At 65.8% G+C, this 23,094-nt stretch carries 20 protein-coding genes and 1 pseudogene; 14 read left to right on the top strand and 7 right to left on the bottom strand.

Annotated elements, in window-relative coordinates; translation table 11 throughout:
- Positions 1 to 9 precede the first annotated feature (9 nt).
- The 3 genes from IVB01_RS23805 to scpA all read left to right on the top strand — a co-directional run bounded on the left by IVB01_RS23805 (position 10) and on the right by scpA (position 4,690).
- Positions 10 to 1,881, top strand: coding sequence for a methylmalonyl-CoA mutase family protein (locus tag IVB01_RS23805; RefSeq protein WP_247276654.1), 1,872 nt, complete (start codon positions 10 to 12; stop codon positions 1,879 to 1,881).
- Positions 1,878 to 2,342 carry a GFA family protein gene (locus tag IVB01_RS23800; RefSeq protein WP_247276655.1) on the top strand — a complete coding sequence of 155 codons (465 nt, stop codon included), beginning with the start codon at positions 1,878 to 1,880 and terminating at the stop codon, positions 2,340 to 2,342. Before IVB01_RS23805 ends, IVB01_RS23800 begins: the two co-directional genes overlap by 4 nt.
- Positions 2,343 to 2,533: 191 nt before the next feature.
- Positions 2,534 to 4,690, top strand: coding sequence for a methylmalonyl-CoA mutase (gene scpA / locus IVB01_RS23795; protein WP_247276656.1), 2,157 nt, complete (start codon positions 2,534 to 2,536; stop codon positions 4,688 to 4,690).
- Positions 4,691 to 4,808: 118 nt separating this feature from the next.
- Here the strand turns inward: scpA and IVB01_RS35510 are convergent, their stop codons facing one another.
- Positions 4,809 to 4,931, bottom strand: a complete 123-nt coding sequence (locus IVB01_RS35510) for a hypothetical protein (protein WP_256464535.1) — start codon at positions 4,929 to 4,931, stop codon at positions 4,809 to 4,811.
- 203 nt (positions 4,932 to 5,134) lie between these two features.
- On the opposite strand from IVB01_RS35510, the gene IVB01_RS23790 reads away from it, so the two are divergent.
- The 6 genes and pseudogenes from IVB01_RS23790 to IVB01_RS23765 all read left to right on the top strand — a co-directional run bounded on the left by IVB01_RS23790 (position 5,135) and on the right by IVB01_RS23765 (position 11,577).
- Positions 5,135 to 6,127, top strand: a complete 993-nt coding sequence (locus tag IVB01_RS23790; RefSeq protein ID WP_247276657.1) for a tripartite tricarboxylate transporter substrate binding protein — start codon at positions 5,135 to 5,137, stop codon at positions 6,125 to 6,127.
- 259 nt (positions 6,128 to 6,386) lie between these two features.
- Entirely contained in the window at positions 6,387 to 6,878 is a 492-nt protein-coding gene (locus IVB01_RS23785) for a tripartite tricarboxylate transporter TctB family protein (RefSeq protein ID WP_247276658.1), read from the top strand.
- Positions 6,879 to 6,882: 4 nt separating this feature from the next.
- Positions 6,883 to 8,394 (top strand): tripartite tricarboxylate transporter permease, encoded by a 1,512-nt coding sequence (locus tag IVB01_RS23780; protein WP_247276659.1) that lies wholly within the window; start codon positions 6,883 to 6,885, stop codon positions 8,392 to 8,394.
- Between the two features lie 51 nt (positions 8,395 to 8,445).
- Complete coding sequence (gene meaB, locus IVB01_RS23775; RefSeq protein ID WP_247494928.1) at positions 8,446 to 9,435, top strand: methylmalonyl Co-A mutase-associated GTPase MeaB; 990 nt, start codon at positions 8,446 to 8,448, stop codon at positions 9,433 to 9,435.
- A complete protein-coding gene (locus IVB01_RS23770) occupies positions 9,432 to 10,088 on the top strand; it encodes a pyroglutamyl-peptidase I (RefSeq protein WP_247276661.1) in 657 nt (218 codons plus the stop codon). Before meaB ends, IVB01_RS23770 begins: the two co-directional genes overlap by 4 nt.
- Before the next feature lie 120 nt (positions 10,089 to 10,208).
- A pseudogene (locus IVB01_RS23765) lies at positions 10,209 to 11,577 on the top strand (TIGR03808 family TAT-translocated repetitive protein).
- Here IVB01_RS23765 and IVB01_RS23760 read toward each other — a convergent pair.
- The 4 genes from IVB01_RS23760 to IVB01_RS23745 all read right to left on the bottom strand — a co-directional run bounded on the left by IVB01_RS23760 (position 11,574) and on the right by IVB01_RS23745 (position 15,651).
- Positions 11,574 to 12,149, bottom strand: a complete 576-nt coding sequence (locus tag IVB01_RS23760; protein WP_247276690.1) for a TIGR03809 family protein — start codon at positions 12,147 to 12,149, stop codon at positions 11,574 to 11,576. The pseudogene IVB01_RS23765 and the gene IVB01_RS23760 overlap by 4 nt on opposite strands.
- A gap of 511 nt (positions 12,150 to 12,660) precedes the next feature.
- Positions 12,661 to 14,373: a S8 family serine peptidase gene (locus IVB01_RS23755; RefSeq protein WP_247276663.1), complete on the bottom strand. Its 1,713-nt coding sequence runs from the start codon at positions 14,371 to 14,373 to the stop codon at positions 12,661 to 12,663.
- 16 nt (positions 14,374 to 14,389) lie between these two features.
- A complete protein-coding gene (locus IVB01_RS23750; RefSeq protein WP_247276664.1) occupies positions 14,390 to 15,085 on the bottom strand; it encodes a hypothetical protein in 696 nt (231 codons plus the stop codon).
- Complete coding sequence (locus IVB01_RS23745; protein ID WP_247276665.1) at positions 15,082 to 15,651, bottom strand: sigma-70 family RNA polymerase sigma factor; 570 nt, start codon at positions 15,649 to 15,651, stop codon at positions 15,082 to 15,084. Before IVB01_RS23745 ends, IVB01_RS23750 begins: the two co-directional genes overlap by 4 nt.
- A gap of 431 nt (positions 15,652 to 16,082) precedes the next feature.
- Here IVB01_RS23745 and IVB01_RS23740 point away from each other — a divergent pair, with 431 nt between their 5' ends.
- Both IVB01_RS23740 and IVB01_RS23735 read left to right on the top strand, forming a co-directional pair.
- Positions 16,083 to 17,240 carry a GGDEF domain-containing protein gene (locus tag IVB01_RS23740; protein ID WP_247276666.1) on the top strand — a complete coding sequence of 386 codons (1,158 nt, stop codon included), beginning with the start codon at positions 16,083 to 16,085 and terminating at the stop codon, positions 17,238 to 17,240.
- Between the two features lie 63 nt (positions 17,241 to 17,303).
- On the top strand, positions 17,304 to 18,407 hold the full coding sequence (locus IVB01_RS23735; protein ID WP_247276667.1) for a DUF2336 domain-containing protein: 1,104 nt from the start codon (positions 17,304 to 17,306) through the stop codon (positions 18,405 to 18,407).
- An 11-nt stretch (positions 18,408 to 18,418) separates the two neighbouring features.
- Here IVB01_RS23735 and IVB01_RS23730 read toward each other — a convergent pair whose 3' ends face one another.
- Complete coding sequence (locus tag IVB01_RS23730; RefSeq protein ID WP_247276668.1) at positions 18,419 to 19,057, bottom strand: DUF1109 domain-containing protein; 639 nt, start codon at positions 19,055 to 19,057, stop codon at positions 18,419 to 18,421.
- Between the two features lie 2 nt (positions 19,058 to 19,059).
- Complete coding sequence (locus IVB01_RS23725) at positions 19,060 to 19,605, bottom strand: sigma-70 family RNA polymerase sigma factor (protein WP_247494927.1); 546 nt, start codon at positions 19,603 to 19,605, stop codon at positions 19,060 to 19,062.
- 290 nt (positions 19,606 to 19,895) lie between these two features.
- Between IVB01_RS23725 and IVB01_RS23720 the strand changes: the two genes are divergently transcribed.
- The 3 genes from IVB01_RS23720 (at position 19,896) to IVB01_RS23710 (ending at position 23,055) form a co-directional block, all read left to right on the top strand.
- Positions 19,896 to 20,549, top strand: coding sequence for a hypothetical protein (locus tag IVB01_RS23720; protein WP_247276670.1), 654 nt, complete (start codon positions 19,896 to 19,898; stop codon positions 20,547 to 20,549).
- Between the two features lie 108 nt (positions 20,550 to 20,657).
- On the top strand, positions 20,658 to 21,437 hold the full coding sequence (locus IVB01_RS23715) for an enoyl-CoA hydratase (RefSeq protein WP_247276671.1): 780 nt from the start codon (positions 20,658 to 20,660) through the stop codon (positions 21,435 to 21,437).
- Between the two features lie 268 nt (positions 21,438 to 21,705).
- Positions 21,706 to 23,055, top strand: a complete 1,350-nt coding sequence (locus IVB01_RS23710; RefSeq protein ID WP_346015545.1) for a TolC family outer membrane protein — start codon at positions 21,706 to 21,708, stop codon at positions 23,053 to 23,055.
- Positions 23,056 to 23,094: the final 39 nt, after the last annotated feature.

The raw sequence follows: 23,094 nt of genomic DNA, 5'->3' as shown, positions 1-23,094 counted from the left end.
CCTCGCCGCATGACCTCCGTGACTGACGACCTGCCGCTGGCGGCGGATTTCCCCAAGGCGACGATCGAAGACTGGCGCAAGCTGGTTGACGGCGTGCTGAAGGGCGCGCCGTTCGAGAAGCTGGTCGGCAAGACCTATGATGGCCTGAAGATCGAGCCGCTCTACCCACGCGCCAAGGGCCTTGCGCCCGTGGTGGGCCGGCCGCCAGCTGCGCCCTGGCAGATCATGCAGCGGATCGACCATCCCGATGCGGCTGCCGCGAATGCGCAGGCGCTGACCGATCTCGAGAACGGCGCGACGGGGCTCGCGCTGGTGTTCGCCGGCGGCAGCGGCGCCCACGGCTTCGGCCTGGAACCGTCAGCCGATGCGGTCGCAAGAGTCTTGAAGGACATCCATCTCGATGCCGGCATCGGCCTCGAGCTTCAGATCGGTCCGCAATCGCGGATGGCCGCGATCCATGTCGCGGAATATGTGAAGAGCGCAGGCTTCGATCCCGCCGCCTGCAACATCCGCTTCGGGCTTGATCCGCTCGCGGCCGGCGCGGTGTGGGGCCACAGCCCCTATACTTGGGAGGAGATCGTTCCAGCCATCACCGGCGCCATCAAGGGTCTCGCTGGGCTCGGCTTCAAGGGGCCATTCGCCTCCGCCGACGGACGCGTGATCCACGATGCCGGCGGTTCGGAAGTGCAGGAGCTTGCCTTCGTGCTCGCCTGCGGCGTTGCCTATCTGCGCGCGATCGAAAATGCCGGCATTGCGCTGCAGCAGGCGCAGGACATGGTCTATGCGCGGCTTTCCGCCGATGCCGACCAGTTCCTGACCATGGCCAAATTCCGCGCGCTGCGGCTGCTGTGGGCGCGCATCGAGCAGGCCTGTGGCCTGACGCCGAAACCGCTGTTCATCGCTGCCGACACGGCCTGGCGCATGCTGACGCAGCGCGACCCTTACGTGAACATGCTGCGCGCGACCATCGCGACCTTTGCGGCCGGGCTTGCCGGCGCCAACGCGATCACCGTGTTGCCGCATACGCTGGCGCTCGGACTGCCCGATCCGTTCGCACGACGCGTGGCGCGCAACACGCAAGCCCTGCTGCTGGAAGAAAGCAATCTCGCCAAGGTCAGCGATCCCGCGGCGGGCGCCGGCGGCATCGAGACGCTGACCGCGCAGCTCTGCGAGGCCGCTTGGGCGCTGTTCCAGGAGAGCGAGAGAGCCGGCGGCGCCTTTGCCGCGCTTCAGCAGGGTATTTTTCAAAGTAAAGTAGCGGCTACGCGAAAGGCGCGCGAGGCCAACATCGCAAAACGCCGAGACGTGCTGACCGGCGCCAGCGAGTTTCCGAACCTGCATGAGAGCGAGACGGCCGTGCTGAAGGTGACGCCAATCGCGCTTCCGCCTTACGGTGAGCAAAAATACAAATTCGATGCACTGTCGCCGATCCGGCTGGCGGAACCGTTCGAGGCGTTGCGTGACAAGTCGGATGCCGCGTTGAAAGCACGTGGCGCCCGGCCAAAGGTGTTCCTGGCCAATCTCGGCACGCCCGCCGATTTCACCGCGCGGGCGACGTTTGCCAAGAGCTTCTTCGAGGCTGGCGGCATCCAGGCCCTCGACAGCGAGGGTTTTGCCGATCCGTCCAAGCTTGCTACCGCGTTCAAGGCCTCCGGCGCGGAGCTTGCCTGCCTCTGTTCCAGCGACAAGGTCTATGCCGGTCACGCGGAACCCGCCGCCCGGGCCCTGCAAACGGCCGGCGCCCGACATATCTATCTGGCAGGCCGCCCGACCGATGCCGAGGCGGCGCTGCGTGCGGCCGGCGTCACCGGTTTCGTCTTCGCCGGAGGCGATGCGCTTGCGACGCTGCAAGACGCCTACCGGCGGATGGAGCAGCCATGACCGAAACCAGCAAAACCGTTCTCACCGGCGGCTGCCAATGCGGGGCCGTGCGCTTTCGAGTCACGACGGCACCGACCAAGGTCTCGATCTGCCACTGCCGGATGTGCCAGAAGGCGGCTGGCGCCCCGTTCGCCTCCTTCGCCGACATCAACAAGACGGACTTTGCCTGGACCAAGGGACGGCCGTCGTTCTTCCGCTCCTCCTCCATCGCCGAGCGCGGCTTTTGCGCCGCCTGCGGCACGCCGCTGAGCTTTGGCCGCATCGACGGCGACCGGATCGAGATCATGACAGGCACGTTCGACCGCCCCGACCACGTTGTCCCAACGCGGCAGTTCGGCACCGAATCTCGCCTCGGCTGGGTAGTCGGCATCTCCAATTTGCCGAGCCAGACCACCCAGCAGAATTACGGACCGGAGAAGATGGCGACCATCGTCAGCTATCAGCATCCGGATCATGATTGAGGCCGTCCGGTGTTTCAGCTGCTCGGACAAAGCTTGCTAGGTCTCGCAGAATGGAAGTTTGTCGAGCTTTTCGCGCGCTTGCCGCGGAGCGGGACTTGAGCGATGACTGAGAGCCGGCTGGATGATCCGGTCTACAAGAAGAATGTGCAAAGGCTGATCGAGCATCATCGCAGCTTTGAGGATTCCAAGAGATGAGCCGCATTCCCAATTTCGCCGATGTCGCCTTCGAGCGGACCGCAACCACAGCGCCATTAGGCAGCGCCGAGCCGTGGCTGACGCCCGAGGGCATTCTCGTAAAACCCGCTTATGGCGAGGCCGATCTTGCCGGCCTCGATTTCCTCGAGACCTATCCCGGCATCGCGCCCTTTCTGCGCGGTCCCTACCCGACCATGTATGTCAACCAGCCCTGGACCATCAGGCAATATGCCGGCTTCTCCACGGCAGAGGATTCCAACGCGTTCTATCGCCGTAATCTCGCCGCTGGACAGAAGGGCCTCTCGGTCGCCTTCGATCTCGCCACGCATCGCGGCTATGACAGCGATCATCCGCGCGTCGGCGGCGACGTCGGCATGGCCGGCGTCGCGATCGATTCCATCTACGACATGCGCACGCTGTTCGCAGGGATTCCGCTCGATCAGATGAGCGTGTCCATGACCATGAACGGCGCGGTACTGCCGATCCTGGCGCTCTATGTCGCGGCCGCCGAGGAACAGGGCGTGCCGCCGGAAAAACTCTCGGGCACCATTCAGAACGACATTCTGAAAGAATTCATGGTGCGTAACACCTATATCTATCCGCCCGCGCCATCGATGCGGATCATTTCGGACATCTTCGCCTACACCTCCACGAGGATGCCGAAATACAACTCGATCTCGATCTCCGGCTATCACATGCAGGAGGCCGGTGCGACGCAGGACCTCGAGCTCGCCTACACGCTCGCCGATGGCGTCGAATATCTGCGTGCCGGACTCGCTGCAGGCCTCGACGTCGACCGCTTCGCGCCGCGCCTGTCGTTCTTCTGGGCGATCGGCATGAACTTCTTCATGGAGGTCGCCAAGCTGCGCGCCGCGCGCCTGCTCTGGGCGAAGCTGCTGAAGCCATTCAATCCGAAAGACCCGCGCTCGCTGTCGCTGCGCACGCATAGCCAGACCTCAGGCTGGTCGCTGACCGCTCAGGACGTCTTCAACAACGTCATGCGTACCACGGTGGAGGCGATGGCGGCCACCCAAGGCCATACCCAGTCGCTGCACACCAACGCGCTCGACGAAGCGCTGGCGCTGCCGACCGATTTCTCGGCGCGCATCGCTCGCAACACCCAGCTCTTCCTCCAACAGGAGAGCGGCACCACGCGCATCATCGATCCCTGGGGCGGCTCGTATTATGTCGAGCGGCTCACGCGCGACCTCGCCGCCAAGGCCTGGAGCCACATCCAGGAGGTCGAGGAGCTCGGCGGCATGGCCAAGGCGATCGAGGCGGGCGTGCCGAAACTGCGCATCGAGGAAGCCTCGGCCAAGACACAGGCCCGCATCGATGCCGGCAAGCAGGCCGTGATCGGCGTTAACAAGTACAAGCCGACCGATGAGGCGCCGATCGAGATCCTCAAAGTCGACAACAGCAATGTCCGCCGCTTGCAGATCGACAAGCTGACGCGGCTGAAATCCGAGCGCAATCAGAAGGACGTCGATGCCGCCCTCGCCGCGCTGACGCGCTCGGCCAGAGAAGGCAACGGCAATCTGCTCGCGCTCGCCATCGACGCGGCGCGCGCCAAGGCGACCGTCGGCGAGATTTCGGAGGCGATGGAGAAGGTGTTCGGCCGGCATCGCGCCGAGATCAAGTCCATCACCGGCGTCTACAAGCGGGAGGCCTCCAGCATGGGAAACCAGGTCGAGAAGGTTCAGGCGCTGATCGACGCCTTCGAGGAGGCGGAAGGCCGCCGCCCGCGCATCCTGGTGGCCAAGATCGGCCAGGACGGCCATGACCGCGGCCAGAAGGTGATCGCGTCAGCCTTCGCCGACATCGGCTTCGACGTCGACATCGGGCCGCTGTTCGCGACCGCCGACGAAGCTGCGCGGCAGGCGGTCGAGAACGACGTGCACATCCTCGGCGTCTCCTCGCTCGCCGCCGCCCACCTCACGGCGGTGCCGGAACTGAAGGCCGCGCTGAAGAAGCAGGGCCGCGACGACATCATGATCATCGTCGGCGGCGTAGTGCCGCCGCAGGATTACGACGCGCTGTACGCGGCCGGCGCCGAAGCCATCTTCCCGCCGGGCACCGTGATCGCCGATGCGGCGGAGGAACTGATCCGCAAGCTGAACGTCCGGCTTGGGCATAGCGAGGCGGCGGAGTAGTGATGGACTGGTCGTGCGCCCGGCCAGGTTGTGTCCATGACACCTGACGAAATCATTGCTGCAATACGCAAGAACGCGGATGCCATCAAAGGCAAGGGCGTATCGAAGCTCTCCATCTTCAGCTCGCACGTCCGCGACGATTATCGTCGATATAAACGGGATAGTTGTTGAAGTCGCGAATTAGCGACCAGACTTCGTCCAGCGGGTGATCCAGCACCGTGCTGTAATAGGCTTGGGTCATGGCTTGCCTTTGGCACTTGTTGCGCGCTGAGGTTGGCGACTTGCGCCGGCAAAACCCACCCGATTTCCGACTGCCCGTCCGATGGTTTCACACAAACGGCGATCTCGCTGGTAGCGCTACCTTGCGGCGCCGCCGCAAAGCCGACTAGAATGCCGCCGTTGACAAGAGCGCTCGACGTCGCGGGCGCCGCTGGGAGGCATTCAATGTCCAAGATCACCCGCCGCGCCTTTGCGGCCTCGTCTGCCGCGGTCGCGGCATCCGCCGCTTTCGGGTTCAAGCCGGCACTCGCACAAGCCTATCCGGCGCGTCCGGTCACCGTGATCGTGCCTTGGGGCGCGGGCGGCGGCACCGATGCGACCGCGCGCATCGTCGCGGCGCTGCTGGAGAAGGATCTCGGCCAACCCTTCAACGTGGTCAACCGCACCGGCGGCTCCGGCGTCGTCGGCCATAGCGCGATCGCGAGCGCGCAGCCCGACGGCTACACGATCGGCATGCTCACGGTCGAAATCTCGATGATGCACTGGCAAGGCCTCACCGAGCTGACGCCAAAGAGCTACACGCCGCTGGCGCTGATGAACGAGGATCCGCCCGGCATCCAGGTCTCCTCCTCCTCGCCCTACAAGACGGTCAAGGAGCTCGCCGACGCGATCAAGGCGGCGCCTCCGGGCAAGTTCAAGGCTTCGGGCACCGGCCAGGGCGGCATCTGGCATCTGGCGCTGGTCGGCTGGATGCAGGCGATGGGCCTGCCTGCCAACCAGGTCGCCTGGGTGCCGTCAAATGGCGCAGCGCCCGCGATGCAGGATCTCGCCGCCGGTGGCCTCGACCTGACCACCTGCTCGGTGCCGGAAGCGCGCGCCATCATCGAGGCTGGCAAGGCCAGGAGCCTTGCCATCATGGCGCCGGCGCGCAACCCGATCTTCAAGGACGTGCCGACATTGAAGGAGGCGATGGGCATCGACTACGCGACCGGTGCCTGGCGCGGCATCGGCGCCCCGAAGAACCTGCCGCCGGAGATCGCAACGAAGCTGACCGCAGCGCTGAAGAAGGTCTACGACTCAGCCGAGTTCAAGGACTTCATGAGCAATCGCGGCTTCGGCACCGTGTGGGGCGATGCCGCCCATTTCGCCGCCTTCATGGACAAGGGCGACGCCCAGATGGGCGAGGCGATGAAGGCGGCGGGCCTGAGCAAGGCGTGATTTTCACCTCTCCGCGCGAGCGGCAGGGCTGTCGCATATGAAGAACGTGGCGAGTAGCTCGCTTGCAGCCCATCCTTCGAGACGCCTGCCTACGGCGGGCCCTCAGGATGAGGTCGCGTTTTGCGGCGAGATATCAAACCCTCATGGTGAAGAGCCCGCGAAAGCGGGCGTCTCGAACCATGCAGGCCGAGCAGCTTCATCATATGCGCTAGCCCAACCCACGCGGGGAGAGGGAGTGCACTTCTCATAGGACTCTCCCATGCGTCTTCCCGACTCCGTCACGGGATCGTTTCTCGTCGCACTCGGCGCGGCCGCCGCCTATGGCGGTTGGATCTTGCCGCCGGTGCCGGGCCAGCCGGTCGGCCCCAACGTGTTTCCGCTGGTGATCGGCACCGGGCTCGCCCTGTGCGGGCTCGCGATCGTGTTCGGCATCGGCCATTCCTTCGAGGAGGAGGAAGAGCTGGTCCCGCTCGAGAACGGTCAGGCCGCCAGCCCGCCGCCGCAGGGCAAGCTCTACGGCCTTCGCGCCTTGCTGCCGCCGGCGCTGCTGCTGTTCTACGTCTTTGCCGCCGACCGGCTCGGCTTCATCCTCGCTGCCGCGATCATGGTCTACGTGACCTCGACCGCGTTGGGGGCGAAGTGGAAGCTGGCGCTGCCGCTCGCGGCGCTCTCGCCATTCGCCATTCACCTCATTTTCGGCAAGCTGTTGCGCGTGCCGCTGCCTGCCGGCCTGCTGCCGACGCCCTGGTAATCCCATGCTGAAAACCCTGATTGATGCGTTCGCACTGATCTCGACCTGGGAGGTCATCATCGCGATGTTCGCGGCCTCCGTGTACGGGCTCGTGATCGGCTCGCTGCCGGGCCTGTCGGCGACGATGGCGACCGCCCTGCTCGTCCCCGTCACCTTTTACCTGTCGCCGATCGCGGCGATTGCGACCATCGTCGCGGCGTCCTCGATGGCGATCTTCTCCGGCGACATTCCCGGCGCGCTGCTGCGCATTCCCGGCACGCCGGCTTCCGCCGCCTATGCCGACGAAGCCTATGCCATGACCCGCAAGGGCCAGGCCGAGCTCGCGCTCGGGGCCGGCGTCTGGTTCTCCGCGGTCGGCGGCATCGCCGGCGTGCTGTCGCTGATGATCCTGGCGCCGCCGCTCGCCGAGATCGCGCTGTCGTTCTCGACGTTCGAATATTTCTGGCTGGCGCTGCTCGGCCTGATGTGTGCCACTTTGGTCGCGCGCTCCTCGCCCGTGAAGGCGATCGCCGGCATGTTCATCGGCCTGCTGGTCTCCTGCATCGGCATCGAGAATCCCGGCGGCGTCCCGCGCTTCACCTTCGGCCTCACCGATCTGTTCGGCGGCATCGAACCGATCCCGGCGCTGGTCGGCGTGTTCGCGGTGGCGCAGGTGATGCGCGCGATGCTGACGCCCGAGCCGCCACCGCTGCCGCGACGAAAATTCGGAAGCATCATGGCCGGCCAGTGGAAGCTGACCAAGAAGTATCATTGGCAGATGACGCGCGGGAATATCGTCGGCATCATCATCGGCGTGCTGCCCGGCGCCGGCGCCGACATGGCCGCCTGGGTCTCCTACGCGATGTCGAAGCGCTTCTCGAAGGAGCCTGAAAAGTTCGGCACCGGTCACGTCGAAGGCCTGGTCGAGGCCGGAGCCAGCAACAACGCCAGCATCGCCTCCGGCTGGGTGCCATCGCTGCTGTTCGGCATCCCCGGCGACACCATCGCCGCGATCGCGATCGGCGTGCTCTACATGAAGGGACTCAATCCCGGCCCGACGCTGTTCACCGAGAAGGCGTCGAGCATGTACGCGATCTATCTGATGTTCATCATCGCGAACATCATGATGATCCCGCTCGGCATCGCCATGATCCGGGTCGCGGCCTACATCCTGCTGGCGCCACGCTCCACCGTGATGCCGATCATCATGCTGTGCTGCGCGGTCGGCTCGTTCGCGATCGGCAACAACATGTTTGGCGTCGTCACCGTCGCCGCCTTCGGCGTGATCGGCTATATCATGGAAGCGAACGGCTATCCCGTGGCAGCCATGGTGCTCGGCATCGTCATGGGCACCATGGTCGAGCAGGCTTTCGTCACCTCGTTGATCAAGTCGGACGGAAGCATCCTGCCGTTCTTCGAGCGCCCAGTCGCGGCGATCCTCGCCGCGATGGCAATCGGCGCCCTGCTGTGGCCGGTAATGGTGTGGGTGTGGCGCAAGATGAAACCGCCCCAGGCGGCGGCGGCAACATCCCGGTGATTTGCAGGCGAGCGCCCTCGCCTGCCCAGCCGGGCCGTTGTAAAGCAGGGCATGACTGAGAAGAAGGCCTCGCCGGACACCCAATCCCTCGCCCGCGACGTGCGCGCCGGCAGCCGCGCGGCGCTGGCGCGGGCTATCACGCTGGTGGAGAGCCGGCGCTCCGACCATCAGGCGCTGGCGCGCGAACTGGTGCAGATGCTGCTGCCCGACACCGGCAAGGCGGTGCGCGTCGGCATCACCGGCTCTCCGGGCGTCGGCAAGTCCACCACGATCGACGCGCTCGGCACGTATCTGATCGAACAAGGCCACAAGGTCGCAGTGCTCGCGGTCGATCCGTCCTCAGCGCGCAGCGGCGGCTCGATCCTCGGCGACAAGACCCGGATGGCGCGGCTGTCGGCCTCCACCGATGCCTTCATCCGCCCCTCGCCGTCTTCGGGCACGCTCGGGGGCGTCGCGGCCAAGACACGCGAGGCAATGCTGATTTGCGAAGCCGCAGGCTTCGGCGTCGTGCTGGTCGAGACCGTCGGCATCGGCCAATCCGAGACGGCGGTCTGCGACATGACCGATTTCTTCCTCGCACTTATGCTGCCGGGCGGCGGCGACGAACTGCAAGGGATCAAGAAGGGCCTGGTCGAGCTCGCCGACATGATCGCCATCAACAAGGCCGACGGCGACAACCTCAAGCGCGCCAAGATCACGGCCGCTGACTACCGCGGCGCGCTGCACATCCTCGCGCCGCGGTCCGAGCATTGGCACCCACCGGTCGAGACCTATTCGGCGCTCACCGGCGACGGAATCGCGAGAATTTGGCAGAGGATCCTTGATCACCGCAAGGCGATGAGCGCATCCGGCGAGTTTGCCGCGCGGCGGCGCGATCAGCAGGTGAAATGGATGTGGTCGATGCTGGAGCAGCGCATACTGGCGCGGCTGCGCAGCGAGGCGTCGGTGCGGACCAAGGTCCGGAAGATCGAGGCCGAGGTCGCCGACGGCCATCTCACGCCGGCCCTCGCCGCGGAGCAGATGCTGGAGTTGCTGCAATGAGCGAAAGGCTCCGCATTCTCCTCACCGGCTTCGGGCCGTTTCCCGGCGCGCCGTTTAACCCGACCCAGCCGCTGATAGCGCGGCTGGCGCAGCTGCGCCGCCCGGCGCTCGATAATGTTGCGATCGCAAGCCACATCTTCCCGGTCACCTATGCTGCGGTCGACCGGCAATTGCCTGACGTGCTCGCGAAGGTGAAGCCGGATGCACTTCTGATGTTCGGCCTCGCCGCACGCACGCCTTACTTGCGCATCGAGACCCGCGCCCGCAATGCGGTCACCATGCTCTGGCCGGATGCCGCCAACACCCGCTCGAGCAAGCGCGGCATCGCCGGCGATGCGGACGCGATGACGTTCGGTCCGCACACCGCAAGGCTGCTGCGCGCCGCACGCCTCACCGGCATCGATGCGCGCGCCTCGCGCGATGCCGGCGCCTACCTCTGCAACTATCTGAGCTGGCGCGCGATCGAGAATGTGAGAGCGGGCGGGCCCAGGCTTGCGGCGTTCATCCACATCCCGCTGCTCGCGCGCAGCGGCGCGGTGCGCCGCAAGGGCGCACCCCGGATCACGCTGGAGGAACTGGTGGATGCGGGCGAAGCGATGCTGATGGAGATGGTGCGATTGGCGCGGAAGGAACGGAACACGCTGGGGCCGTAACCCCTACCGCACCTTGCTTACGTAAACATTTAACCCTACCGCGAACAATCCTCACGCCACCGGCCGTCCTGAGCTACCTAGTCCCCGCGGACACGTCCCGCGTCCGCCGGAGGACGCGTCATGGACCTCAATCGCCGTCACCTCATCGGAGCCTCGACCGCGGGCATCGCCGGCGCGCTCGCCGTGCCGGCCGATGCTGCGCGCGCGGCGCCGCTGACGTCCCTGCTCGGCCGCGACGCCACGCAATACGGTGTGCGGCCCGGCGCCAGCGAGGACCAGACCCGCGCGCTCCAACGTGCGATCGATGAGAGCGCGCGGACGCAGATGCCGCTCGCCTTGCCGCCCGGCATCTACCGCACTGGACTATTACGGCTACCGAGCGGCGCGCAGCTGATCGGCGTGCGCGGTGCGACGAAATTCGTCTTCACTGGGGGCGCGTCGGCGATCCAGAGCGACGGCGCTGACTCCATCGGCCTCACCGGCATCACGTTCGATGGTGGCAACATTCCGCTGCCGACGCGGCGCGGCCTGATCCACGTCCTCGGCGGCCGCGACGTCCGCACCCGATTGCATGATGATCGGCTCCGGCGGCAGCGGCATTTGGCTCGAGCAGGTCTCAGGCGACATCTCCGGTAACATCTTCTCCAATGTCGCAGCGACGGCGGTCGTCTCGTTCGATGCCCGGGGCCTCAGCGTCTCCCGCAACACCATCACCGGCACCAACGATAACGGCATCGAGATCCTGCGCACCGCGATCGGCGACGACGGCACGCTGGTCGCTGACAACCGCATCGAGGACATCAAGGCCGGCCCCGGCGGCTCCGGCCAGTACGGCAACGCCATCAATGCCTTTCGCGCCGGCAACGTGATCGTGCGCGGCAACCGCATCAGGAATTGCGATTACTCCGCCGTGCGTGGCAACTCCGCCTCGAACATCCATATCACCGGCAACAGCGTCAGCGACGTGCGCGAGGTCGCGCTCTATTCGGAGTTCGCGTTCGAGGCCGCGGTGATTGCCAACAACATTGTCGATGGCGCCGCCGTCGGTGTCTCCGTCTGCAATTTCAACGAGGGTGGCCGCATCGCCGTGGTCCAGGGCAACATCATCCGCAACCTGATCCCGAAACGGCCGATCGGCACCGCGCCGGACGACGATGCCGGCGTCGGCATTTATATCGAGGCGGATTCCTCGGTGACCGGCAACGTGATCGAGAACGCGCCGTCCTACGGCATCGTCGCGGGCTGGGGCAAGTATCTGCGCGACGTCGCCATCACCGGCAACGTGATCCGCAAGGCGCTGGCAGGCATCGGCGTCTCCGTGATGCCCGGTGCCGGCACCGCGCTCGTCAACAACAACATGATCTCGGAGACCCCGCGCGGCGCCGTGGTCGGGCTGGACCACGCGCGCGCCGTGACGTCCGACCTGTCAGCCGACGGTGCGCAGCGGTTCGCGCAGGTGGTGGTCGGCGGGAATGCGGTGCGGCGTTAGAACGCGTTGCGCAGCAGCGGGTATTTGGCCTCCAGGCCATCGAGGCTGAAGGTGAATTCGACGACGCGCTCGGGGGCGGCGACGATTTCGGCGGGAGGTGGGGAGAATTGCGGCAGTAGCGTTGCCGCCGTGGCCGGCGCCATAACGGCAGGTGCCGTGCGCGATGCCATCGCGGGTGGCGCGGAGAGCGGTGCGATCGGGGCTTCGGTAACGTCGGCGAGAACGTCCGGCGTGGGATCGAGCCTGACCGGCACCGCGGTCTCGGGCGCGATGTGGACGGCCTTCGGCTGCACGGTCTGCGCCTGTTGGTCGCGCGGAAATACGCGCGGCATCGTTGCCGGCGACCAGCCGAAGGCGGGCGTCACGCTGGCGGCTGCCGCAGCGACGTCCGCGCCCGTTGCAAGGGCGCGCCAGGTCTGGACCGCACGCTTGGCCTCCTGGATATTTTCGAGAAATGCGATCTCGGAGTGGTAGCGGCGCCAGCGTCCGGTCTCGAACATTTCGGAGAGATGTTGCAGCCGCTGCTCCGCGAGAGCGCACCAGCGTGCCGCAATGTCGCGGCTAACGGCCACGTCGCGAACGACTTCTTGGCGATGTGTCATGAACCAGCCCGTCAGGAGAAAACACGGACGCAGGGACGCAACGCACACGAATCAATTTAGACGCGACATGATTATTTTGTGGAAAAGTTTTGACTTGTCCAGCAACGACACCGCGTCCGCCATCGAGCACCGTAATCGTGCGGAGATTTGCTATGTTTTCGAGTCAAGCTTCGCACAAGCATGACCGGCTTGCGGCGTGCCGCGCGAGCGACGCGGCGGACGCGGGTGCGGTCCTTCAACCGGAAGCTGAACGATCGCGAGGCTTTAAAATTGGATGCCCACAAAGAAAAGACCCGTCCGGGGGGACAACCGGACGGGTCGAGCCATATGGGCGCTTGGGGTGGATGGGCGCTCGCGCCTGATATGACCGATGGGGAGGGATGACCGCTCCCACATAATTTGGTCGTGGCAGCTGGCTGAACGTTCAACGCGGCATTCGCTTTTTTGACCTTCGGCGGGCGCGCGCGTCTTGTCGCAGCCGCTACCGCGGCGCCGGCCTATCCGCCTGAGAAATCGCGGATTTTTCGTCTGCGCTCGACAACGAGGGTTGCTCGATGGCGCGGATGCCGGGCTCGTCGGGACGCTTCCCGGCATCTTCACGTTTTGTTGTACCGGATGCCGCCGCAACCGGCGTCGCACTGTCGGCCGGAACGGCCATGACCGCGGCAAACGCATCGGCCTCGCCGTCGCCGAACAGATCATCACGGCCGGGTGAACCGAGGTCGCGCGCGGTCTTCGCCAGCGTCGTGCGCAGCGCTTCCGGCTTCAAGGCATGGTTGCGCTCGAGCAGCAGCGCCGCGACGCCGGAGACATAGGCGGCGGAGAAGGAGGTTCCGGACGTCATCTGGTATTTGCCGTCAGGCGCCGGCAGGAAGATGTCGACGCCGGGAGCTGCGACCGCGATGTAGTTGCCGCGATTGGAGGCGGTGAACAGCCGGTCCTGCTGGTCGGTCGCACTGACCGCGATCACGTTGGGATTGGCGGCGGGATAGAGCGGCGGCGATTTGGCCCCGGCATTGCCGGCGGCCGCGATCAGCACGAGGCCACGCGCGGCGCTCGCGGCGATGGCCCGCTCGATCAGGGCGTCCTTGGGGCCCGCAAAGCTCATATTGACGATCTGCGCGCCGTGCTCGGCAGCATAGTTCAGCGAGCGCAGGATGATGTAGGACGAGCTCTCGGCCCCGCCCGCAGGGCCGCCGAAGGCGCGGATCGCGATGATGCGCGCCTCGGGCGCGCTGCCCATCAGCCGGCCATGCGCGACGATGGCACCCGCGATGCCAGTGCCGTGAACATGCGGTCCCTCGGTGGTGCCGAGCGCATCGAAATTGTCGGCGATGGAATCAGCGAGTTCGGGATGGCTGGCGTCGATCCCGGAATCGATCACGGCAACCGTGACGTTGGCGCCGTGCGCCAGCGTATGCGCCTGCGGCAGGCGGAGCTTTGTCAGTGCATATTGCGCAGGATCGCCTTCGGTCGGCCCCGACGGTTTCTGGTCCTGGAGCACATAACGGAAGTTCGGCTGAAGCGAGCGCACACTGCCCTCGGCCGCGAGTTCGCGCCGCACCGTCTCGTATGCCCGGCCATCGGTGATGCGGAACAGGCCGAAAGTGGCGCCGATCAGCGGGAAATTCTCGGAGGCAACGCGCGTCAAGCCGTGGCGACGGGCGAGTTCGTCGGCCTCGGCCGGCGAGAGCGCACCGTCGATCTCGGCGATGAGCTCCTTGGCGAAGCTGCGCGAGGTGACCGCGGCCGGCGTGCTGTTGCCACGCCCCTTGCCGGCGCTCTTCTTGACTGATTTTCCACCGCCCTCGCCGCCTGCGTTCGGCTGCGCCAGGCATTCGCCCCCGGCATCGCGATAGGGTGCGGTGCAGGCCGGATAGAGGTTCGGCGAATAGCGCGCATAGGGCATTACCGGCGTCGGCCGTATGCGGGACGACGTGGTGTGGGGGATGGCCGCGATCGTCCGCGGGCCGCGGCCGACGCTGACCGCGCGCGCCGCGACACCGGGGCTTACACGCGGGGCAATGCTCGGAGAGATGGTCGGCGTGCGCGAGGGAACGCTGATCGTGGGCGTACGCATGATCGCCTGCGCCTGCGCAACCTCGACGCCGAGACAGGCTGTGAGCAGCAGCGCGGCTCCGACCGACGAAACGTAGGCCCCGGCGTGTACCCTGCTCTCCGACTGGCGCGTCATCGGTTCAGCGGCGCGGTCAGGGGGTCGCGACGGCCAGATTGACGAACTTCTCGCGCTGCATCTTGCCGAGCAGCGAGGCGAGCTCGTCCTGGCTCATCGCCTTGTTGAATTGGAGGCGGAACATGCCGCCCTTGGCTCCGTCGATGATCGACGCCTGATAGCTGTCGAGCAGCGCGGTGATGTCGGCGATGCGCGCCTCGGGAGTGAAGCGCACCAGCGCACGCGCCGGCGCGGCCGTGCTTCCAAGCTCGCGTGTGATCGGCGCGCTGGTCGAGAGCGAAGCCGTCTGGAAGGTCGCCGGCTGGTTCTTGATCAGCACGGCGCCGATGATTCCGGCTTGCAGCACGAGCGCGACGGCGCCGAGGCTCGCCGACCAGGCCAGCGTCCGCGGCGACAAGCTCGCGAAGAAGGTCGAAATGCGCGCCGACAGCGGCAGCGAACCGGTCGCCCGCGCCGGCTCGGCATCGATCGCGGCGAACAGCTTCTGCAGCGCGCGCGCGGACGGAGCCCCCAGGCTCTCGTTCAGATGGATGGTCTCTTCGTACTCGCCGCGGATCGCGGCATATTGCTTCGCGAGCTCCGGATCGCGCGCCAGGGCTTCCTCGACGCGGCGGGCATCGCGCGCGTTCAGCGTGCCGGCGGCGTGCCAGGGCAGCAGCAGTTCAATTTCACTGGGCTCTTGCTCCAGCATCTTCTTGCTCAACGCCATCATGGCCAGCCTCGCTCAACGCCGGCTGCCTTCAGCAGTTCGGCCAATTTCTTGCGCGCATAGAACAAGCGCGTCTTCACAGTGTTCTCCGGTATCCCGACGATCTCGGCCACTTCTTCCACGGACTTCTCGTGGTAGTAGACGAGATCGACGATTTCCCGGTGTTCCGGCGAGAGACCCGTCAGACACTCCCGCAACGCCTCACTGGTATCCTTCTTCTGCACCAGCGTTTCTGGATCGTCGGACGTATCCTCGATCGCGTTGGCGGCCTCTTCGTCCAACTCAAAATCCTTCCTGCGCCGAAGCGCAGACAGGGCCTTGAATCGGGTGATTGCCAGCAGCCAGGTGGAAACGGCGGATCGACCCTCGAACTTGCCGGCTTGACGCCAGACGTCGAGAAACACCTCGCTGATGAGGTCTTCCGCCGCCTGCTCGTTCCGCACGAGCCTGAGCCCGAACCTGTAAACCCTGACATGGTGCCGCCCGTACAGCACCTGCATGGCGAGCCGGTCGCCTTGAGCGATCCTGGCGATGAGGACCTCGTCCGAAGCCGCCTGTGTCACGCTCAAAGGCCGTCTCGCAAGATTGGTCGGGTCGATGCGGCGGACGGTTCGACCGAAAAGGCGAAATTCTTCAACTTACCGCAGTCATACGCGAGCCTGTGTGATCTACCCCACATACGTGCATTCTTCATATTCGCCCGTGGCGGTCGGCCATTTCGGTCCAGATCGGTAGCATAGTACTGAAATATGTCCTCAGCAGAAAGCCGGTCCAGCACAGCCAGCGCGGCCAAGTCTGGATCCATAGCAGTTCTGCACGCCATATGTCTCACGACCCCCCGTTTTGGCTCGACCGCATCGCCCTGCCTCATCGCCGGCAGATGTCCCTGCCACCGATGTTCCATGACCGGAACGCCCCACACGGATTCGGTTCCGAAGGATACCAAACCTAAAGGCTTGCCACGTAGATTTTTGGGCTGACATCCACCATCGGCAGGATAATGAACACGGCCGCGACGTCCTTTCCGGAGAGGAATGCCGCTGAAGTCGCGGATCTCGTCTTCGCGCGCGAAGCGGCGGCTCCGGAAGTCGTGGCGCGCCGGGCCCGGCAGCGCCGCCAGATGTATATCGGCCAGGTCGCGAGCTACTCGCTCGGGGCCTCGGTCCTGCTGCTGTACGCCTATGACGGCGCGATCTCCATGGGCGTGCCGTCGCTGTTTTGGCTCGGCGGCCTCCTGATCATCGGTACGTTCACCGTGCTGTCGGAAGCCGGCTTCGGTGATCGGTTCGAAGATCATTACCTCACCGTCTTCCAGATATCTGCGCATACGGCGCTGCAAGTGGTGTTCCTGCTCGCGGTACCGACGGTCGGGGTCGCCTTCCTTGCCGTGCTGTTTCTGATCTTCGCGTTTGGTACGCTGCGGATGACGTCGAGCCAGGCGATGGTCACCTGGGGTCTTACCACCTGCGGGCTCGTCGTGGTCTTTCTGGGCTCGGACCTGCCGATCGGCCTGCCGGTTACGACCCGGTTGCAGCGGACCGCCTCGATGCTGTGCTTCGTGCTGGTGATCGGCCAGTGCGCCACCCTCGGCCTGTTTGGCGCAACGCTGCGCAAGATCCTGTACCGGCGCAGCATCGAGCTGAAGGCCGCCTATCAGCGCATCGAGGAGCTGGCCGAGCTCGACGAACTCACTGGCTCCTACAATCGCCGCTGCATCATGCGGCTTCTCGACACCGCGATCGAAGAGTCACGGCAGGCATCAACGCCTTGCGCGATCGCGCTGATCGATCTCGACTGGTTCAAGCGCATCAACGATGCCCACGGCCATCCCATCGGCGACGAGGTGCTGCGCACCTTCGCCATCACCATTTTTGCCAACATCGGCCCGGCCGACTGCTTCGGCCGCTACGGCGGCGAGGAATTTCTGCTGCTGCTGCCCGGAGCGGATGGCGGGGCGGCATCGCGCATGCTCGACCGCTTGCGCCAAATCGTCGCCGATCTCGACTGGAATGCATTTTCTCCGGGCATGCGCGTGACCATTTCCGCGGGCGTCGTGACGCTGCGCGACAACGATACTGCCGACACGTTTCTCGTGCGCGCCGACCGCGCGCTCTATTCCGCCAAGGCGCAAGGGCGCAACCGCGTTATAACGGACTGACCAATTCATTTTTTTCCGACGCGTGAGAAGACGGCGCCGGACCGAACGCTCCAGGACAGGGCCATGAGATCGAAATCCGCAACGTCATCCGAGAACCTGCTCGAGGAATTGCAGGCGGCGCTCTCCCACGGCACCGTTGCGCGCCGGGTCGAGACGCTGCGCCGCGTCACCGATCTCTTCGTGGGCAACGCGGTGGATTATTCCGACGACCACGTCCGCGTGTTCGACGACGTGTTCCAGTGCCTGATCGAGCAGATCGAGGTTTCGGCCAGGGCGCTGCTCGCTGACCGCCTCGCACCGATCGCGTCCGCGCCGCCCAAGATCATCCGTACGCTCGCGCTCGACGAGGTGATCGAAGTCTCCGGCCCCGTGCTGTCGAAATCGGAACGGCTGGACGAAGCGACACTGATCGAGATCGCGCGAAGCAGAGGCCAGGCGCATCTCAAGGCGATCTCGCTGCGGCGGGTGCTATCGGAGGCGTTGACCGACGTGTTGGTGACGCGCGGCAACGAGGACGTGGTGCAGTCGACCGTCAGCAATCCGGGCGCGCGCCTGTCGGAGGGAAGTCTCACCGACCTCGTCAACCGCGCCGAACGCGACGATGACCTCGCCACCTGCATCGGTCTGCGACCCGACCTGCCGCGTCATCACTATTTGAAGCTGATTGCAAAGGCTTCCTTGAGCGTGCGCAAGAAGTTAGAGGCCGCACACCCCGGGCTCGCGGAGGAAGTGTCGAGCGTCGTCCAGGAAGCCGCCCAGCGGGTCCGCGCCGCCGCCACGACCAGGCAGACCGAGACGGCGCGCGCGCTGGTGAAGTCGCTGCACGAGGACGGTCGCCTCAACGAATTTCAGGTCAGCACTTTCGCCGAGCAGGGCAAGTTCGACGAGACCAATGCGGGACTCGCAGCACTCGCGGGCGTCGCGATCGAGACCGCCGAGACCATAATGATCGACAGCCGGACCGAGGGCGTGATGATCCTCGCCAAGATCGCGGGCATGTCATGGTCGAGCGTGCGCGCCATCATCGCCATGCGCGAGAAGCTCTCCGGCGGCTCGCAGACTGACACGCTGACGCGGCGCGACACCTACGAGGCCCTGCGCTCATCGACCGCGCAGCAGGTACTGCGGTTTTACCGCATGCAGCAGAGCACGACGCCGGCGTCGTGAAGCCCGGCGCGCTAGTACCGCAGGACTTTCGAGCCCACTGCCGCGCCGATCGCGGTCACCACCGCGGTCGCGAGCGTGTACCAGGTCGCGACGAACAGCGGAGAATCGTCGGTGCAGTGCGAAGCGTAGAGCGTCGCGGCCAGCCCGGCAGACAACAGCCCGGCGAGCGCGCCGGCGAGCGCCGGGCGCGACGGCGCACCGTGGCGCAGGCCGAACAGCGCTCCCGCAAGCAGCGGCAGCGCCATCGCGGGGATCGCAAACAGGCACACCCTGGAGTTCTTGCCCATCAAGCGCATCGTCATCGGCATGGCCGGCGCCATCATCGCCTCACTGCCGATCGCCACAGCAAGCAGTCCGACGGGAAGCAGCAAGAGCCAGCCCCAGCCGCGCAGCAGGGCTTCGGGACGCGACAGATGCAGGCTGACGATGATGGCGGGAATCGCGAGCGACAGCGTCACCGCGAACTTCATGTCGAAGAACGGGTTGCGCATCGCACTCATCATGTCCGGACGCACACCGAGGAACGTCGCGAAGATCAGGATCGACAGCGGCGCGGCCACCAGCAGTGCCATGGTCAGGACGGTGCCGACGCGCGGCGCGCGATGAACGTTGTCGGCCGCGAGCGAGCGAATGAGTTGATCGGTATCCATGCCTAGTCGTCCCGCAGTTTGGCAGTCAGTGCAGCAAGTCCACGATGCAGCGCAACCCGCACCGCACCTTCGCTCATCGCAAACTTTGCCGCCGTATCCTTGATCGAGGCGGCCTCGACCGCGATCGACTGCAAAACGTCGCGCTGGCGCTGCGGCAGGGTGCTCAGCTGGGCGGCGACCTCGCCCACCGAAGCCGTCTCCTGCGGCGCCGCGCCCGGCAGCGTCTCGGCGAAATCGTCGATGTTGACGAAGACGCGCCTGCCGCGCCGCCGCAGCGTATCGATCAGCTTGTTGCGGGCGATCGCGAACAGCCAAGGCGCGAAGGGGGCTTCGCTATCCCAGGTGTGCCGCTTCAGATGCACCGCCAACAAAATCTCCTGCACGATATCCTCGGCTTGGTCGGGAGACTGGCCTGCCCGCGCCAGCCCACGTCTTGCAGCAGCGCGCAGCACCGGCGTAACCGCCTTCAACAGGCGATGATACGCCGCATTATCGCCCGCCATGGCCGACCGCATCAGGCCGGTCCATTCATCCTCACGTCCGCGCACGCGCGCCCCTCACCATGCAATTCGGCCGCTCTTTCAATTTGTTACCCCTGCGCCCGCGTGATCACGAACTCGTGATCGACGCCGAGCCTCCTCTCCGCTGCGGCCGTAAGAGCCCGCGACGCCTCATAACACCTATCAATCCGGCCCGCATCCGGCGGCCGGCGGCGAGGGGCGGTTTGCCCCGTTTTCGCCCTGTGGAGCCCGAAGAATCCCATTTTCTGCCCCGCTGTCGTCACGCCCCAGGGTCTCTGTTCGTTCTTGGGACGGGCGGAATTGGGGAGATCGTCAACATGATCAAAGCCAGCGGGCGCGCGGCCCTGATCCTTGTGGCCGGGCTTTTCTTGGTGTTTGGCGGCGTTGCACAGGCGGCGCCGAACTCAGCCGAAAGCAGCAAATCCGACAGCGCAGGCAATCAGGCCGACGCGGCCAAGCCGAGCAAGCAGCGGCACCATGAGTCGCGCCGCGCCAGCAGCAAGACGGCGCAAAAGACCGACAAGAAGGACGCTGCGGCAAATACCTCCGAGGCCAAGGCCGGCATCGACGGGAGGGCCTCAAGCCAGATGCCGCCGGAAGTCGCCAACGCGCATGCGCAGCTCACCGCCACCGATATGCCGACCGCTGCTGCGGCCACTGCGATGACGGGCCGTGCCAACGACAACGTCCAGGCGGCGGCGGCCGATGACACCGCCAATAACACCGCGGCCGAGACCCAGGTGGTGGCCCCCGATCAGCTCAACGACATCGACCGCGCCGTGCAACAGGACAACCCGCCGGCGCAGAAGGCCGTGGTCGCTGCAACCGAAGCGCAGCCGCGCCCCACGCCGGTGATGGCAAGCAGCCAGCAGAGCTCGGCCTGGGACCAGAGCTCCCTGATCGGCAAGATCTTCATCGGTGTCGGCACGTTTCTGACGCTGGCCTCAGCTGCGCGCATGTTCATGGCCTGACCGTCAGTTCCGCCAGGACGCACGGCCCCGCGAGTCCTGCGTCCGGCCCCTTGAAGCCCACCGCGCCAGCGGGCACATTGCCCACCCAATCAGAAGCGTGGGTGGACCATGAGCACGTTCGAACACATCATCGTCGAAAGCAAAGGCGCGGTCGGCATCATCAAGCTGAATCGGCCGAAGATGCTCAACGCGCTCTCTTTCGGCGTCTTCCGCGAGATTGCGGCCGCCGTCGACGATCTCGAGGCCGATGAGGCCATCGGCTGCATCGTCGTGACCGGCAGCGAGAAGGCCTTTGCCGCCGGCGCAGACATCAAGGAGATGCAGCCGAAAGGCTTCATCGACATGTTCTCCGAGGATTTTGCCGCGATCGGCGGCGACCGCGTCGCGCGCTGCCGCAAGCCGACCATTGCGGCAGTCGCGGGTTATGCGCTCGGCGGCGGCTGCGAGCTCGCCATGATGTGCGACTTCATCATCGCCGCCGATACCGCCAAGTTCGGCCAGCCCGAGATCACGCTCGGCACCATTCCAGGCATCGGCGGCACCCAGCGCCTGACGCGCGCAATCGGCAAATCGAAGGCGATGGACCTCTGCCTCACCGGCCGCATGATGGATGCGGCGGAGGCTGAGCGCGGAGGCCTCGTCAGCCGCATCGTGCCGGCCGACAAGCTGATGGACGAGGTGATGGCGGCAGCCGAGAAGATCGTGGCCATGTCGCGCCCTGCCGCCGCGATGGCCAAGGAAGCGGTGAACCGCGCCTTCGAGACCACGCTCGCCGAGGGTATGAGCGTCGAACGCAACCTGTTCCACGCGACTTTCGCGCTGGAAGACCGCTCCGAGGGCATGGCCGCGTTCATCGAGAAGCGCAAGCCGGTGAACAAGAACCGGTGAGGGACAAGTCCATCAGGCTGGTGTAAGGCTCTGCCGCGTTCTCGCCGAAACCCTGTGACGAAGCTGCAACAAGCACGGATTTCATGGGGGTTTTCCCCGCGGCAGTTTGCCTGCGGGACCTGCGCTGGTTAAACAGTTAAGAGGGCCCCGTCGGCGGGGGCGGACAGCCAGGATTTTGCGGGATTACATGATTGGGCGTACCGCCAGAGCTGGTCGCGTGATGACGCGGCATCGATCGGGCGTGGCTCCCGTGCTTGCGACATGGACCATGCTGGCGCTCTCGTGCGTCCTTTCCTCCCCAGCGTGGGCCGAGGCCCTGCCAGAGGCGCTCGCCAAGGCCTACCAGACCAACCCCCAGCTCAATGCCGAGCGCGCACGGCAGCGTGCGACCGACGAGAACGTGCCGCAGGCACTTGCCGGCTATCGACCGCAGATCGTGGCCAGCCTCAGCGCCGGCCTGCAATCGGTGCGCAATCTGCTGCCCGACAACACCATCCAGACCGCCAATCTAAAACCCTGGATCATCGGCGTCACCGTGACGCAGACCCTGTTCAACGGCTTCCGCACCGCCAACAGCGTGCGCGCCGCCGAACTCCAGGTGCAGTCGGGCCGCGAGGCGCTGCGTAATGTCGGCCAGGGCGTGCTGCTCGACGCGGTCACCGCCTACACCAACGTGCTCGCCAACCAGTCGCTGGTCGAAGCGCAGCGCTCCAACGTCGCCTTCCTGCGCGAAACACTCGCCGTGACCCAGCGCCGCCTCAATGCCGGTGATGTCACACCGACCGACACCGCCCAGGCCGAGGCGCGCCTCAACCGCGGCCTTGCCGATCTCAACGCGGCGGAAGTCGCGCTCGCCGTGAGCCAGGCAACCTATACGCAAGTGATCGGCAACGCGCCGTCGCAGCTTCGGCCCGCCGAAGCCGTCGACCGCTATCTGCCGAAGAGCCGCGAGGATGCCATGACGATGGCGATCCGGCAGCATCCGGCGGTGACGGCCGCAAGCTTCGACGTCGACGTCGCCTCCACCAACATCCGCATCGCCGAAGGCACGCTGCTGCCGAGCGCCAGCATCCAGGGCAGCGCCAGCAAGAGCCGCAACAACGACCCGACGCTCGGCACCTTCGCCGAGGATCAGGCCTCGATTGTCGCCAACGTCACCGCCCCGATCTACGACGGCGGCCAGGCCGCGGCGCAGACCCGGCAGGCCAAGGAGATCACGGCGCAGAGCCGGCTCGTGCTCGACCAGGTGCGCAACCAGGCGCGTACGGCCGCAGTCAGCGCCTGGGTTGCCAATGAAGGCGCCAAGATCACGGTCTCGGCCTCGGAGTCCGAAGTGAAGGCGGCTACCGTCGCGCTCCAGGGCGTGCAGCGTGAGGCCGCCGGCGGACAACGTACGACGGTCGACGTGCTGAACTCGCAAGCCGACTTGATCCAGGCCAAGGCGCGCCTCATCAGCGCCAACCGCGACCGCGTCATCGCCTCCTACACGCTGCTCAGCGCGGTCGGCCATCTCGATGTCAAGACGTTGAACCTGAACACGCCGGATTACCTGCCCGAGGTGCACTACCACCAGGTCCGCGACGCCTGGCACGGCTTGCGCACGCCGTCGGGGCAGTAGCAGCCGGCGACGCAGGATCTCCAGCGCGCTGCCCTGCTC

The organism is Bradyrhizobium sp. 164 (genome assembly GCF_023073715.1).
In the GTDB taxonomy this organism is placed as follows: Bacteria; Pseudomonadota; Alphaproteobacteria; order Rhizobiales; family Xanthobacteraceae; genus Bradyrhizobium.
Note: the sequence above shows the minus strand (reverse complement) of the source record. Positions and strands in the feature narration are given on the sequence as shown.